At 67.6% G+C, this 14,493-nt stretch carries 16 protein-coding genes; 7 read left to right on the plus strand and 9 right to left on the minus strand.

Annotation, left to right across the window (positions count from 1 at the left end; all coding sequences use genetic code 11):
* Positions 1 to 50: 50 nt before the first annotated feature.
* Both alc and L810_RS21275 read left to right on the plus strand, forming a co-directional pair.
* Entirely contained in the window at positions 51 to 1,064 is a 1,014-nt protein-coding gene (alc, locus tag L810_RS21270) for an allantoicase (RefSeq protein ID WP_021160362.1), read from the plus strand.
* Entirely contained in the window at positions 1,061 to 1,573 is a 513-nt protein-coding gene (locus L810_RS21275) for an ureidoglycolate lyase (protein ID WP_021160363.1), read from the plus strand. The genes alc and L810_RS21275 overlap by 4 nt, the downstream gene beginning before the upstream one ends.
* 86 nt (positions 1,574 to 1,659) lie before the next feature.
* Here L810_RS21275 and L810_RS21280 read toward each other — a convergent pair whose 3' ends face one another.
* On the minus strand, positions 1,660 to 2,625 hold the full coding sequence (locus L810_RS21280; protein WP_021160364.1) for a LysR family transcriptional regulator: 966 nt from the start codon (positions 2,623 to 2,625) through the stop codon (positions 1,660 to 1,662).
* 152 nt (positions 2,626 to 2,777) lie between these two features.
* Between L810_RS21280 and L810_RS21285 the strand changes: the two genes are divergently transcribed.
* On the plus strand, positions 2,778 to 3,182 hold the full coding sequence (locus tag L810_RS21285) for a RidA family protein (protein ID WP_042975609.1): 405 nt from the start codon (positions 2,778 to 2,780) through the stop codon (positions 3,180 to 3,182).
* Between the two features lie 26 nt (positions 3,183 to 3,208).
* On the opposite strand, the gene L810_RS21290 is transcribed toward L810_RS21285, so the two are convergent.
* The gene (locus L810_RS21290; protein WP_042975610.1) at positions 3,209 to 4,024 is read right to left on the minus strand and encodes an aminotransferase class IV family protein; all 816 of its coding nucleotides are present in this window, start codon (positions 4,022 to 4,024) and stop codon (positions 3,209 to 3,211) included.
* 134 nt (positions 4,025 to 4,158) lie between these two features.
* Between L810_RS21290 and L810_RS21295 the strand changes: the two genes are divergently transcribed.
* Both L810_RS21295 and L810_RS21300 read left to right on the plus strand, forming a co-directional pair.
* Positions 4,159 to 5,079, plus strand: a complete 921-nt coding sequence (locus L810_RS21295) for a LysR substrate-binding domain-containing protein (protein WP_021160366.1) — start codon at positions 4,159 to 4,161, stop codon at positions 5,077 to 5,079.
* Positions 5,080 to 5,160: 81 nt separating this feature from the next.
* Complete coding sequence (locus L810_RS21300; protein WP_021160367.1) at positions 5,161 to 5,571, plus strand: ACT domain-containing protein; 411 nt, start codon at positions 5,161 to 5,163, stop codon at positions 5,569 to 5,571.
* Between the two features lie 101 nt (positions 5,572 to 5,672).
* Here the strand turns inward: L810_RS21300 and L810_RS21305 are convergent, their stop codons facing one another.
* Positions 5,673 to 6,866, minus strand: a complete 1,194-nt coding sequence (locus L810_RS21305; RefSeq protein ID WP_021160368.1) for a urate hydroxylase PuuD — start codon at positions 6,864 to 6,866, stop codon at positions 5,673 to 5,675.
* Between the two features lie 52 nt (positions 6,867 to 6,918).
* Positions 6,919 to 7,272 (minus strand): hydroxyisourate hydrolase, encoded by a 354-nt coding sequence (gene uraH / locus L810_RS21310; protein WP_021160369.1) that lies wholly within the window; start codon positions 7,270 to 7,272, stop codon positions 6,919 to 6,921.
* A gap of 518 nt (positions 7,273 to 7,790) precedes the next feature.
* Between uraH and L810_RS21315 the strand changes: the two genes are divergently transcribed.
* Positions 7,791 to 9,203 (plus strand): 8-oxoguanine deaminase, encoded by a 1,413-nt coding sequence (locus L810_RS21315; protein WP_021160371.1) that lies wholly within the window; start codon positions 7,791 to 7,793, stop codon positions 9,201 to 9,203.
* Between the two features lie 147 nt (positions 9,204 to 9,350).
* On the opposite strand, the gene L810_RS21320 is transcribed toward L810_RS21315, so the two are convergent.
* Positions 9,351 to 10,280, minus strand: a complete 930-nt coding sequence (locus L810_RS21320) for a LysR substrate-binding domain-containing protein (protein ID WP_006478550.1) — start codon at positions 10,278 to 10,280, stop codon at positions 9,351 to 9,353.
* 222 nt (positions 10,281 to 10,502) lie between these two features.
* Positions 10,503 to 10,712, minus strand: coding sequence for a dodecin (locus L810_RS21325; protein WP_021160372.1), 210 nt, complete (start codon positions 10,710 to 10,712; stop codon positions 10,503 to 10,505).
* A gap of 135 nt (positions 10,713 to 10,847) precedes the next feature.
* Here L810_RS21325 and L810_RS21330 point away from each other — a divergent pair, with 135 nt between their 5' ends.
* Entirely contained in the window at positions 10,848 to 11,741 is an 894-nt protein-coding gene (locus L810_RS21330) for an NAD(P)-dependent oxidoreductase (protein WP_021160373.1), read from the plus strand.
* 66 nt (positions 11,742 to 11,807) lie between these two features.
* Here the strand turns inward: L810_RS21330 and L810_RS21335 are convergent, their stop codons facing one another.
* From L810_RS21335 to L810_RS21345, 3 genes are all read right to left on the minus strand, one after another.
* Complete coding sequence (locus L810_RS21335; RefSeq protein ID WP_027784713.1) at positions 11,808 to 12,254, minus strand: hypothetical protein; 447 nt, start codon at positions 12,252 to 12,254, stop codon at positions 11,808 to 11,810.
* A 333-nt stretch (positions 12,255 to 12,587) separates the two neighbouring features.
* Positions 12,588 to 13,019: a large conductance mechanosensitive channel protein MscL gene (gene mscL, locus L810_RS21340; RefSeq protein ID WP_006487991.1), complete on the minus strand. Its 432-nt coding sequence runs from the start codon at positions 13,017 to 13,019 to the stop codon at positions 12,588 to 12,590.
* A 232-nt stretch (positions 13,020 to 13,251) separates the two neighbouring features.
* Complete coding sequence (locus L810_RS21345; protein ID WP_021160376.1) at positions 13,252 to 14,415, minus strand: tetratricopeptide repeat protein; 1,164 nt, start codon at positions 14,413 to 14,415, stop codon at positions 13,252 to 13,254.
* Between the last annotated feature and the right edge of the window lie 78 nt (positions 14,416 to 14,493).

Consider the following 14,493-nt stretch of genomic DNA (forward strand, 5'->3'; position numbering starts at 1 on the left):
GCCCGCTGCGTCGCAGCGGCCGGATCGCCTCACTGAAACAAGGAAACATCATGGCTGTTCCGCTTCTCGATCCCAACGCACCCGAATTCACGCGGCGCTACGTGAATCTTGCCGACCCGCGTCTCGGTGCGCAGGCGCTCGAGGCCAGCGACGATTTCTTCGCGCCGAAGGACCGCATGCTGAACCCCGAGCCGGCCGTCTTCATTCCCGGCAAGTACGACGACCACGGCAAGTGGATGGACGGCTGGGAAACGCGCCGCAAGCGCACGACGGGCTACGACTGGTGCATCGTCAAGCTCGCGCGCCCGGGCGTGATCAAGGGCTTCGACATCGACACGAGCCACTTCACCGGCAACTTCCCGCCGGCCGCGTCGATCGAGGCCGCGTTCGTGGCCGACGGCGCGCCGACGCATGCGACCGAGTGGGTCGAGATCGTGCCGTCGACGACGCTGCAGGGCAACAGCCATCACTATGTCGACGCGAGCGACGCGCGTGCGTTCACGCACCTGCGCGTGAACATCTACCCGGACGGCGGCATTGCACGCCTGCGCGTGTACGGCCAGCCGCAGCTCGACTGGGCCGGCGCGAGCGCGACCGAGCAGTTCGACCTCGCGGCGATGGAAAACGGCGGTTACGTGGTGGCCGCGAACAACCAGCACTTCGGCGTCGCGTCGAACCTGCTGCTGCCGGGTCGCGGCGTGAACATGGGCGACGGCTGGGAAACCCGCCGCCGCCGCGAACCAGGCAACGACTGGGCGATCATCGCGCTCGCGCAGCCGGGCGTGATCCGCAAGATCGAAGTCGATACCGCGTTCTTCAAGGGCAACTATCCGGATCGCTGCTCGATCCAGGCCGCGTACGTGTCGGGCGGAACGGACAGCTCGCTGATCACGCAGTCGATGTTCTGGCCGGTGCTGCTCGGCGAACAGAAGCTGCAGATGGACAAGCAGCATTACTTCGAACAGGAGATCGCGTCGCTCGGCCCCGTCACGCACGTGCGACTGAACATCATTCCGGACGGCGGCGTATCGCGCCTGCGTCTGTGGGGGACGCTCGACAAATGAAGACGCTTGTCATCGAACCGCTGACAAAGGAAGCGTTCGCGCCGTTCGGCGACGTGATCGAAACGGAAGGAGCAAAGCAGATCCCGATCAACCTCGGCACGACGATCCGCTTCCACGATCTCGCGAAAGTCGACGTGACCGACGAAGACGGCCGCACGCTCGTCAACCTGTTCCGCGGCCAGCCGCGCACGCTGCCGTTCGAAGTGAAGATGCTCGAACGGCACCCGCTCGGCAGCCAGGCGTTCGTGCCGCTGAACGACCAGCCGTATCTCGTCGTCGTGGCGCCCGCGGGCGATCTCGATCCGGCGAAGATCCGCGCGTTCGTGACGAGCGGGTGGCAGGGCGTCAACTATGCGAAGGGCGTGTGGCATCATCCGCTGATCGCGCTCGGCGGCGTCAGCGACTTCATCGTCGTCGATCGCGGCGGCGACGGCCTGAACCTGAACGAGCAGGACCTGCAGGAATCGCTGTGGCTCACCGACGAGGCGCTGCACGCGCTGACGGCCTGAGTCGTCGCCGGCGGTTCTGCCATTCCCGGTCCAAAACCCGCGCACGCTGCGCGGGTTTTTTCATGGTGCCGCCGTTTCGACGCGATTCAGGTCGCCGCGGTCTTGCGCGCGTCGCGCAAACCGTGGGCGCCGCGGCGCCGGTTCGCGACCGGCGCATGCTCGGCGATCAGCCCGGCGGCCCAGTCGATGAAGACACGCAGCTTCGCGCTGACGTGCCGGTTCGGCGGGAACGCGACGTACATCGGCATCGGTTCGAGCTGCCATCGCTCGAACAGCGGCACCAGTTCGCCACGGGCGCGATGCACGCCGGCCATGTAGTCGGGCAGCCACAGAATGCCCAGCCCGGCGAGGCCGGCCTCGAGGTACGCATTGCCGTCGTCGACCGCGAGCACGTAGCGTCCGCGCACGGTGATCCGCTCGCCGTCGCATGCCATCGCAAACGGCAACGGCTTGCCGGTGCGCGCCCACAGGAACCCGACGATCCGGTGATGCGAGTCCTCCAGCTCGTCCGGATGAACCGGCGTGCCGGCACGCGCGAGATAGGCCGGCGACGCGTACACGCCGAGCCGCAGGTCGCCGACATGCCGCGCGACCAGCGAGCGGTCGGTCGGCTCGCCGCCGCGCACGACGCAGTCGACGTTTTCGCCGATCACGTCCACCACGCGGTCGCTCACGCCCATGTCGAGCTGGATGTCCGGATAGCGCGCGTGGAACGCGGGCAGCGCGGGGATCAGGATCAGGCGCGCGAACGGGCTCGGCACGTCCACGCGCAGCCGCCCGCGGGGCGTCGCGGACGCCGCGGACAGGCTGGTTTCGGCATCGTCCATGTCGGCCAGCAGCCGCACGACGCGGTCGTAGTACGCGGCGCCGTCCGCGGTGACGACAACCTTGCGCGTCGTGCGGTTGAACAGCTTCACGCGCAGCCGTGCCTCGAGCTGCTGCACGAGTTGCGTGACGGTGGTGCGGCTCATGTGCAGTGTCTCGGCGGCTTTCGTGAAGCTGCCGGCTTCCACCACGCGGGCGAATGCCTGCATTGCGTCGAATCGGTCCATCGGGTCAGGGCTCCGCGTCGGTCGGGAATTGTTTGGGGCGCGCAAACAGTGTTGGACAGGGTTGCCGGTTTATTCGCCGCGCCACCGTCCTTAAAGTGCCTTCATCGTCGATGCCGGGGCGGTTTCGCCCCACCAACCGAAGGAGGTGCTGAATGGTAAAGCGTAGCGTGGTTTTTCCGCCCGGTCGGCGGGCACTGTACGAGCGCAACCGCTATTCGCCGGCGCTGCGCTCGAACGGCTTCCTGTTCGTGTCCGGGCAGGTGGGCAGCCGCGAGGACGGCTCGCCCGAACCGGAACTGGGCGCGCAGGTCCGCCGCGCGTTCGACAACCTGAACGCGGTCCTGCGCGCGGCCGGCTGCACGTTCGACGACGTCGTCGACGTGACGGTGTTCCTCGTCGATCCCGAAGCGACGTTCGAGCGGATCTGGGAGATCGTCCCCGAGTACTGGGGCGACGCGCCTTATCCGACGCTGACTGCCGTCGGCGTGACCTGGTTGTACGGCTTCCAGTTCGAGATCAAGGCGATCGCGCGGCTGCCGGAGACCGTCGACGGGTGAGCCATGCCCGACACGGGGCCCGCGCGTCACGGCGCGACGGGCATCTCCTGTTCATACGCACGATGCAGCAGCGCGACGAGCGACGACGAGTCCGGCAGCGTCGCCGTGCCGAACCGTCGCACGGCGACACCGGGTGTCCACGAGTTCATCACGACGGCGCCGGCCATCGACGGCAGATCGGCCGGCGTCAGTTCGCGATCGCGCTGTGCGACGCCCAGGCGTGCCAGTTGCCGGCGCACGATGCGCATCGTGACACCGCCGAGCATGCCCGCCACCGGCCACACAACCGTGTCGCCGGTCCAGAACGCCAGATTCCAGATCGATCCTTCGCTGATGCGCCCGTGGCGATCGACGAATGCCGCATCGTCGAATCCCTGCGCGATCGCGCGGCGCAGGAAGTGCGTCTTGGCGACTTCGCCGACATGCTTGATTTCCGGCAGCACGCGCTCGTGGTCGAACAGCGCGAGATCGAGCGGGCCCGCCGGCCCCGACGACGGCGCGGCGGTGCGCACCAGCACGTCGAGCGTTTCGTCGTCGCGCGGTGCGACGAATTCACCCGTCGTCGCATGCACGGTCGCCGTCAGCGACAGCGCCGACGGCGCGCGCTCGAGCGCAGCGCGCAGGAGCGCGCGAATCCGGTCGTCGGGCAGCGCCTGGCCGAACAGTGCGTTCGACGCATCGTGCAGCCGTGCGAGATGCAGGTCGAGGCCGCGTACGCGGCCGTCGCGCACCTGCATCGCGGTGAAATGCGCGTGGCCCGCGAATGCGAGCGGCGCGAGCGCGTCCGGGGTGGCGGCGCCGCCGTTGAGCTGAACGACGGACGGGAACGGGGCAATGGTCATCGGCGGATCTCCGGGTTCGGTCGCGAGCGCGGGGCGGCTCGCGGCATCGTCAAGAAAGCCTATTGTTTGCGGATTGATGGCACCTTGAAAAACGAGTAGTTTTGGAACGGTCATCAAATCCGGTTTGAAGATCGATGGAACGCATGTGGCCCGGTACGCGCGCGCTGAGGACGTTCGATGCGGCGGCGCGGCACCTGAATTTCTCGCGGGCGGCCGACGAGGTCGGGCTGACGCCGGCGGCAGTCAGTCATCAGATCAAGGAAATCGAGGCGCAGCTCGACGTCGTACTGTTCGTTCGCACGAGCCGCAGCATCCGGCTGACGCCGGCCGGTGTCGTGCTGGCTGCCGCGGCCGCCGATGCGCTGGCGGGCCTGCAGCGCGCGACGGCCCGGGCGCGGCGCATCGCGCGGGAGCAGACGGAGTTGCGCGTGTCGGTCGGCGCGCGTTTCGCGACGCACTGGCTGCTGCCGCGCCTGCCGCGTTTCAGGGCCGCGCATCCGGCGTTCGAGCTGACGTTCGACATCACCGACCGGTTGCGCGATTTCGACGACGACGACGTCGATGTCGCGATCCGCTTCGGCACCGGGCGTTATCGCGACGCGTGCGCGCAGCGCCTGTTCGATACGTCGGTCGTCGCGGTCTGCGGCCCGGCACTGTTGTCGGCCGGGCCGCCGTTGCGCAAGCCGCGCGATCTGCTGCGCCATACGCTCTGTCATGTCGACTGCGAAGTCGACGGCGTGACCTGGCCGCGCTGGTCGGCGTGGATGGCCGCGGCCGGCGTCGACGGTTTCGACGACAGCCGGTGCGTGTCGTTTCCGGATTCGAGCCACGTCGTGCAGGCCGTGACGGACGGCACGGCGGTCGGTCTTGCGGAACCGCACATGATCGCGCGCGATCTCGCGGAAGGGCGCGTCGTGCAGCTGTTCGACGTGAACGTCGGGGTGGCGCCGGGCCTTGCGTATCACGTCGTGTATCCCGAACGCACGCAGGACGATCCGCGTATCGTCGCACTGCGCGGCTGGCTCGCGGACGAAGTCGCGACGATGCGTGCGTAGTTGCAGCTGTGGTAGCGACGGCGCATGCTATCGTGCCCGCACCTCCACCGCACGATGCCCGGTTCCGGGCGTGTTCTTCCGATGAGCCAACCTGAAAACGACCTCGCGATCCTGCTGCGCACGATGCAGCCCGAACTGCATCCGGGTGCGTTCGCCTTCGTGTCGCTGCCGGCCGATGCAGACGTATCGTTATCCGAAGTCATTGCGACGTTCCGCGAAGCGGAAGGGCTGACGGTCGTGGTCGACGAGGAAACGGCTGCACGTCGCGGCTGGCCGGTGCTGTTCCGCTCGGCCTGGATCACGCTGACCGTGCATTCCGACCTGGCGGCCGTCGGCCTCACGGCGGCGTTCGCGCGGGCACTCGGCGCGGCCGGCATCAGCTGCAACGTGATGGCGGCCGCGTACCACGATCACATCTTCGTGCCGTTCGACGACGGCCCGCGCGCGCTCGATGCGCTCGTCGCGCTCCAGCGCGGCGCGACGCGCGGCTGACGCGCGAAGGGCATCCGGGCCGCGCCCAAAAAAACGGGCCCGTCACCGGGCCCGAGAACGGAGAGGATTGCACCGGGCACTCACACCCGGCGCACGGCGGCTTATTTGTTCGCGCCACCCTCGAACCAGGCGGCGAGCTTCGTCCGCTCGTCGTCGGTCATGTGCGTGACGTTGCCGATCGGCATCGCCTTCAGGCGCACGGCCTGTTCGTAGATACGCTGGGCGTTCTTCGACACTTCGTCCGGCGTGTCGAACATCACGCCCGCGGGCGCGCTGCCCATCAGCGTCGGCTTCGACGAGTGGCACTCGACGCAGCGTTGCTGCAGGATCGGCATGATGTCGTTGATCACGATCTTCGGTGCGTTGGCCGCTTGCGCTTCCGGCGCGACCGGCTTCGGCATCGTCCAGACCAGCGCGCCCGACAGCAGCGCGACGCCGCCGATCGGCAGGTACCACAGCTGCTTGCCGCGGTGACGCATCACGAAGAACTGGCGGATCAGCGCGCCGGCCAGCATGATCAGCACGAGCACGACCCAGTTGAACTTGTTCGTGTAGGTCATCGCGTAGTGGTTCGACAGCATCGCGAACACGACCGGCAGCGTGAAGTACGTGTTGTGCACCGAGCGCTGCTTGCCGCGCTTGCCGTAGATCGGGTTCGGCTCTTCGCCCTTGAGCATCTTGTCGACCATCTTGCGCTGGCCGGGGATGATCACGAAGAACACGTTCGCCGACATGATCGTCGCGAGCATCGCGCCGACGATCAGGTAGGCGGCACGGCCCGCGAAGATATGGCACGCGAGGTAGGCGGCGGCGACCACGTAGATGCCGACGCAGATGCCGAGCACGCGGTCGTTGGTGCCGAGGATGCGGCACAGCGAGTCGTAGACGATCCAGCCGGCCGCGAGGAAGCCGAGTGCGGACGCGACGGCGACCACCGGGCCCATGTCGAGCACGCTCTTGTCGATCAGGTAGGTGTTCGGTGCGAGCAGGTACAGCACGAAGAACAGCGAGAAGCCCGACAGCCAGGTCGTGTACGACGGCCACTTCGACCAGTGCAGGTCATCCGGCATTTCCGGCGGGGCGACCGTGTACTTCTGCATGTTGTAGAAACCGCCGCCGTGGACATGCCACAGCTCGCCGAACACACCGCGCTTGCGCTGGTTCGGGTCGGTCGGCGGTTTCAGGCTGTTGTCGAGCGCGACGAAATAGAACGACTCGCCGATCCACGCAATGGCGACGATGACGTGCAGCCATCGCAGCGCGAGGTTCAGCCAGTCGGTGATGAAGCCTTCCATGAAACTCCTCCAGACTCAAATCGTTTGTTTGATGCGGGCGCTGATTCGAATGTCAGCTGCCGCGATAGGTGCTGTACGACCACGGCGACACGAGCAGCGGCACGTGGTAGTGCGAAGCGGTGTCGGCGATGCCGAAGCGCAGCACGACGCGGTCGACGAAACGGGGTTCGGGCACCTTCACGCCGAGCGACGCGAAGTAGTCGCCGGCATGGAACACGAGTTCGTATTCGCCGGCGGCGAGCTCGGCGCCTTCGAGCAGGGGTTCGTCGCAGCGGCCGTCGCTATTGGTCAGCACGGTCTTGAGCGCGCGGCGCGATTCGCCGTCCAGCGCGTAGAGGTCCACCTTGATTGCCGCGCCGGGACGGCCGTGCGCCGTATCGAGTACGTGGGTAGTGAGCTTTCCCATTCGTTGAGTCCTTGTGTGAATGCGAGGTTCGGCGGCGACTCGATCCATTGACTGTGCGGCGGATCGAGGCTCCACGTCACGTGGCTACATACCCGTCGGCGAGATTGAAGCGAGCGCCGTGCAGGCATTGTAAAAAGGTTCCCCGCGCAAATACGGGCGCGATATCAAAGATAATGCGCCGCGCATGAGCGGCTGTCGACGGTACGCCGGACACCGCTTCCGGCGCGCTTTTCGGGTGTTTCCGGCCTTCCGCCGGGCGGTGCGCGGCGTACCATATCGAAACCGTGAAGCGCGGTATTCCGGATCGCGCATTGTGTGCGGCGCGTGCTTGGGCGATCCTCCCGCCGTGCGCGTCGGCCTGTGGCCCGCGCGTACCCCGAAGACGGCGAGCACGCCGGGTAACCGGGCCAGGGCGTTCGAACGGACGCAGGCACCGGAGCGTGCCGCGATTCAGCGTTCGAACGGCTGTGTGACCGCCACCAGGATCAGCGCCTGGGGCAGACCGACGCGGAGAACGCATGAACCTCGAGCAGCACGCTGGCGCACGCGCGCCGAACCCTTCCTCATCCCGCCCGAAAACCCTGCTGGTCAAGCACGCCGACGTGCTCGTGACCATGGACGACACGCGCCGCGAGCTGCGCGACGCCGGGCTCTACATCGAAGACAACCGGATCGTCGCGGTCGGCCCGAGCGCCGAACTGCCCGACACGGCCGACGAAGTGCTGGACCTGCGCGGCCATCTCGTGATCCCGGGGCTCGTGAACACGCACCACCACATGTACCAGAGCCTGACGCGCGCGGTGCCGGCCGCGCAGAATGCCGAACTGTTCGGCTGGCTCACGAACCTGTACCGGATCTGGGCGCACCTGACGCCCGAGATGATCGAGGTGTCGACGCTCACCGCGATGGCCGAGCTGCTGCAGTCGGGCTGCACGACGTCGAGCGACCACCTGTACATCTACCCGAACGGCAGCCGCCTCGACGACAGCATCGGCGCCGCGCAGCGGATCGGCATGCGCTTTCACGCGAGCCGCGGCTCGATGAGCGTCGGCCAGCGCGACGGCGGGCTGCCGCCCGATTCGGTCGTCGAGCGCGAGCCCGAGATCCTGCGCGACACGCAGCGCCTGATCGAGACCTATCACGACGAAGGCCGCTACGCGATGCTGCGCGTGGTGGTCGCGCCGTGCTCGCCGTTCTCGGTGAGCCGCGAGCTGATGCGCGACGCGGCCGTGCTGGCGCGCGAATACGGCGTGTCGCTGCACACGCACCTCGCGGAGAACGTCAACGATATCGCGTACAGCCGCGAGAAGTTCGGGATGACGCCGGCCGAATATGCGGAAGATCTCGGCTGGGTCGGCCACGACGTGTGGCATGCGCACTGCGTGCAGCTCGACGATGCGGGCATCGGCCTGTTCGCGCGCACCGGCACCGGCGTTGCGCACTGTCCGTGCTCGAACATGCGGCTCGCGTCGGGCATCGCGCCGGTGAAGAAGATGCGTCTCGCGGGCGTGCCGGTCGGCCTTGGCGTCGACGGCTCCGCGTCGAACGACGGCGCACAGATGGTCGCGGAAGTGCGGCAGGCGCTGCTGCTGCAACGGGTCGGTTTCGGGCCCGATGCGATGACCGCGCGCGAAGCGCTCGAGATCGCGACGCTCGGCGGCGCGAAGGTGCTGAACCGCGACGATATCGGCGCGCTGAAGCCCGGCATGGCCGCCGACTTCGCCGCATTCGACCTGCGCCAGCCGCTGTTCGCGGGCGCGCTGCACGATCCGGTCGCGGCGCTGGTGTTCTGCGCGCCGTCGCAGACGGCGTACACGGTGGTGAACGGGAAGGTGGTGGTGCGGGAGGGGCGGCTGGCGACGCTCGATCTGCCGCCTGTCATCGCGCGGCATAACGCGCTGGCGCAGGCACTCGTGGAGGCGTCGCGCTGATGCACTGAGCGGGAGAGTGCGCCGCGCGCTGCACGTCGGGCGCGTGGCGGTCGAGGCCGGGATCCGTCACGCGCGGCCGCACGAGGCCACGTCGGGCCACTTCGGGCCACGCCGCAGCGGCGTGGCCGGCGCGCGCGTCGTGCGCGCTTACGCTTCGATCAGCGTGCGGGTGGCTTCGGCGACGAGGCTGCGCAGCCAGCGCACTTCGTCGGAGTAGTGGCAGCGCTCGTGCCACAGCTGGTAGTACTGCATCGGCGGGAAGTCGAGCGGCGCCGGCACGACCGACAGCGGCAGGAACTTCGCGTAGTGATCGGCGAACAGGCGCGTCGTCGTGAAGATCAGGTCGGATTTCACGAGCACGTACGGCGCGAGGTTGAAGTACGGCAGCGTGACGACCACGTGGCGCTTCAGGCGTTCGCGCGCGAGATGCACGTCGATCGCGCCGCGCTGGCCGACCGAGTACGGCGTCGGCGCGAGATGCGGCGCGTTCAGGTACTGGTCGAGCGTGAGCCCGCCGCGCTTCGCGAACGGGTGCGTGTTGCTCATCAGGCAGACGATTTCGTCGACGAACAGGTTCGACAGATGCAGCTGCTCGGGCGGTTCGGGCCAGTTGCCGACGACGATGTCGAGCTTGCCGTCCTCCAGCGCGAGCTCGTAGTCGAATGCGGGGCCGAGCGAATGGAACTCGAGCGTCGCGTTCGGCGCGGCCAGGCGAAAGCGCTCGACGACGGTCGGCACGAACAGCACGTTCAGGTAGTCGGGGCAGCCGATCCGGTAGCAGCGGATCGACGTGGCCGGGTCGAAGTTGTGCTGCTGGAACTTGATCCGCTCGATTTCACGCAGCGCGTTCTGCACGGGCTCGAGCAGGCGCAGCCCGTATTCGGTCGGCACCATGCCGGATTTGCCGCGCACCAGCAGCGGATCGCCGGTGATGTCGCGCAGGCGCCGCAGCGCGGCGCTGATCGCCGGTTGCGACTGGTTCAGTTTGACGGCCGCGCGCGTGACGCTGCGCTCCATCAACAAGGTGTGCAAGACGCGCAAGAGGTACGTGTCGATCGCCTCGCGTTGCTGACTCATGATTTCTCCGGGTTATATGTCTGGGCTGATCGAGGGGTGCTGTGGGTATATCGTTTTTAATATGAACGAAAGTCAGCGTCAAGAGATGGATACCCGCAGGCACCCGCCGGCCGGGCCTCGACAAGGGGCCTGAACGGGGCTGCAAGCGGGCGCGCCGCGCCGCGCGGAGGCACGTGTAGCGCGACTCCGGATCGCGGCGCGGCGTGGGATGCGACGGGCGCGTCAGTCGTCGATGCGCATGCCGACCTTCAGCGTCACCTGCCAGTGAACGACCTGGTCGCCTTCGATGTGGCCGCGCGTTTCGGTCACCTGGAACCAGTGCAGGTTGTGCAGCGTCTTGCCGGCTTTCGAGATCGCGTTGCGGATGGCGTCGTCGCTCGATTGCTGTGACGAACCGGTCAGTTCGATCATCTTGTACACGTGGTCGCTCATGATGCGCTCCCTGGGATATCGGCATATATCGCCGGTGCAGGTCGCGTTCCCGAAGCGGCGCCGCGCGTGCCCGGCTTCTTGAGTGATAGGTATGATGGGCGGCAAGTGCAACCCATATCGGAGACGAGGAACATCGTGGAAGTCGGATTTTGCGGACCGGGATTGATGGGCGCGCCGATGATTCGGCATTTGCTGGCGGCCGGGCATCGGGTCAGCGTGTGGAATCGTTCGCGCGACAAGGCCGAGGCGCTCGTGAAGGACGGCGCGCATGTAGCCGGCACGCCGCGTGAACTGGCGGAGCGCGTCGATACGGTATTCGTGTGCGTGCTCGACGGCCGCGCGGTGGGCGACGTCGTGTTCGGCGAGCACGGGCTGCTGGCCGGCGATGCCGCCGCGCGTCGCCTGCAACGCATCGTCGATCATTCGAGCATCCCGCCCGCCGCGACGCGCGATTACGCGGCGCGCGCGGCCGCACTCGGCGTCGGCTGGATCGATGCGCCCGTATCGGGCGGCGTGCCCGGCGCGCAGGCCGGCACGCTCGCGGTGATGGCCGGCGGCCGCGCGGCCGATCTCGACACGGTGCGGCCGCTGATCGACGCGTACGCGTCGCGCATCACGCACATGGGCGACGCGGGCGCGGGGCAGACGGCGAAGCTGTGCAACCAGGCGATCGTCACCGCGACGGTGACCGCGATTGCCGAGGCCGTCGGCCTCGCGCAGGCGAGCGGCATCGATGCCGCCCGCCTGGCTGAAGCGCTGGCCGGCGGCTGGGCCGATTCGGTGCTGCTGCAGACGTTCGTGCCGCGCATGACGTCGGGCGGTCATGCACCGATCGGCGCGCTCGGCACGTTCCAGAAGGACGTCGATGCGATCGCCGACGCGGCGCGCGACACGGGTGCGGTGATGCCGGTGTCGGCCACCGTGCAGCAGGTGCTGCGGCTGGGCGCCGCGCAAGGGCTCGCCGGCGCCGATTTCGCCGCGTTCATCGACATCGTGCGGCCCGGCAACGGGCGTCGCCAGGCGTCGTGACAGGCAAGCGGGGTGCGTGAATGGCAGATGGGCCGCCCGGAGGCGGCCCATCGAATGGCAGGCGGATCAGCCGAGGGAGCGGGGTGTCGTGTCGCCGGCGTTCTGGCGGCCGAGCCCGCCGCGCAGGCTCGCTTTCGTGCCTGCACCAAACTCGGGCAGGATGCGCGCACGCGCACGGCTGGCGAACACGAGGAAACCGAAGCCGTTCGCTTCGTACCAATAACCACCGTTCTCGAGGCCGTCGAGCGGCTGCTCGAGTGCGTTGGCGATCGATTCGATGCAGCGCTTGCGCAGCTCGGCGATGGCGGGATAGGGCGGCTGGGCGCCGCGCACGCTGCACAGGAGCACGTCGAGACCAGGCAGCACGTGGGCGTACAGGACGGGTTCGTCCTGCGCGCGGGCGCGGGCAATCTTGGTGTCGAGCTGGGCAAACGGTTTCGAGTGGCGCAATACCGCGAGGAATGACTCCTGGCCATCCTGCTGGGCACGCCGACGTTTTTTCGGGAAGGACATAAACACTCGCCTCAAAAACAATTGCAAGAAATGCGGCATTTTCATGCGACCCACTCCCGGCTATGTACGCCGCATGTCGATCCTTTATAGCACACGAAAATGCTGCCTTCGTGCAGTACGACGATCAATGTCTCCCGTCGACCTGCTCGCCATGATCGACACAGCCAGCGTCTTGGCGCCCGTACTGTCGTTTAGTCTCCATCATAGACCTGCTTTTCCCGCGCGTGCATTCGCCCGTCACAAAAAAGTGAGATAGGCCGCATGCGGCGGTGCATCGCGCGCGCAATAAAAAGGCCCGCACGGGGCGGGCCTGGCAGGCGGGGTGCTCGGCGATCAGCGCTGCTTTAGCGAATCGCGGATCTCGCGCAGCAGCACCGTGTCTTCCGGCGTCGCGGCCGGTGCGGCTTCTTCCGGCTTGCGCAGCTTGTTGATGAATTTCACCATCAGGAAAATGATGAACGCGAGGATGACGAAATTGATCGCCACGGTGATGAACGAGCCGTAGCCGAACGCGGCGACACCCGCGGCCTGCAGGTCCTTGAACGAATCGGGATTACCCTTGAACGTCGGGGGGATGGTGCCGAGCAGAACGAACTTGTTCGAGAAATCCAGACCGCCCGTCAGCACGCCGATCACCGGCATGATGAGGTCTTTCACGACCGAGTCGACGATCTTCGAGAACGCGCCGCCGATGATCACGCCGACGGCGAGATCCATGACGTTGCCCTTGACGGCGAACTCCTTGAATTCCTTGATGATGCTCATGAGCGGCTTTCTCCTGTTGGGGGCGAGGGGAGGCGTGCCGCGACGCGCGGGGATGCGGAGCGTCGAATGAGGGTCGGTGGCACGCCGATGGCCGCATGATAGCGAACGCTCCCCATTGCCGGTAGTCCATCTTGAAATGATTGACAAATCCGCGCGCCGGCGCGGCCGGCGATGAAGGGGAGCGTGGCGTGCGTTGCAGCGCGTCGCGGGTGTGTCGACGCGCTGCGCGGCGTCAGGTGTTGTCGTCGGTCCAGCCGTCGTCGTTGCTGCCGAGGTCCATGCCGCCGCCGCCGTTGCCGTCGCTCCAGTTCGACGCATCGCCGCGGCCCAGGTCGAAGCCCGGGTCGTTCTCCTGCCGGCGGCGTTCGCCGTCGACGATCACGTCGCGTTCGACCACGCGCTCGCGGCCGCCCGACATCGCCTCGCCGAGCAAGACGCCCGTCAGCAGCCCGCCCATGCCGCCGCCGAAACCGCCGCCGCCTTGCTGGATCACGACGGGCGGCTGCTGTTGCGGGTAGGGTGGCGGCGGATACGGCTGGCCCTGCGCGCCCGTCATGCGATCGGCTTCCTGCGCATACACGGAGCCGCTGCCGTTCGCCGGTACAGCAGGTTGCGCGGCCGGGTCGGGACGCCCTTCGACGCGTGCCTTCACGCTCGCATGGCGCTGTTCGAGCTCGTCGACGCGATAGGGCGGTACCGGATTCTTGCCGTTGGACAGCGTTTCGACGAGCGTGCGCGCGTCGGTCTCGATCGCTTCGAGTTCGCCCGTGAGCGCCGCGGCCCCCGGCGCCGTCGACAGCTTCGCGTCGAGCTTCAGCGGGCGGATGTCGTTCAGCACGCCGGTGGCGCGCTTGAGTTGCGTGCGGCGCTCGTCGTCGGCGCGGCTGTCGTCGGCCGTGCGCGCGCGCCGCAGCGTCCAGCGCAGCACCAGCGCGATCACCGCGACGATCAGCCCGAGGCCGATCCACATGCCGGTCGACGGGCCGTGTTTTTCTGCCGGCGCGGCAGCGGGCGCGAGCGACGATTGCAGCGTACCGGCCTGCGTCGCCGACGGCACGTTGCCGCTCACGCGCGCGGCGTCGGCGCGAATGCGCGACTCTGTCTGGGCAAAGCGCGACGCATCGGTGAACTTCAGTTGCGGATCGAGCGACTTCGCGCGCTGCAGCTGCGCGAGCGCATCGGACGCGCGGCCCTCGCGGTCCAGCACCTGTGCATACAGGTAGCGCGCGTGCGCGTTGTTCGGATGGGCGTCGATGACTTGCGACAGCTGCGTGTCGGCCTGCTGCCAGTTGCGTTGCGCGATCGACTGCTCGACCTGCTGCAGCGACGGGACCGCAAACGCGGCGGACGACAGCAACATCAGCGAGAAGCCGAGTGCGGCGAGAGATTTCTTCATGGTCGAACCGGGCGCAGGCGCCCGTCTCCTGACGATCGGTTCGCGCCGCACGCCCGGGACGGGCGGCGGCGCGGTTGC

It is taken from the genome of Burkholderia sp. AU4i (assembly GCF_000466765.1).
Classification (GTDB): Bacteria; Pseudomonadota; Gammaproteobacteria; order Burkholderiales; family Burkholderiaceae; genus Burkholderia; species Burkholderia cepacia.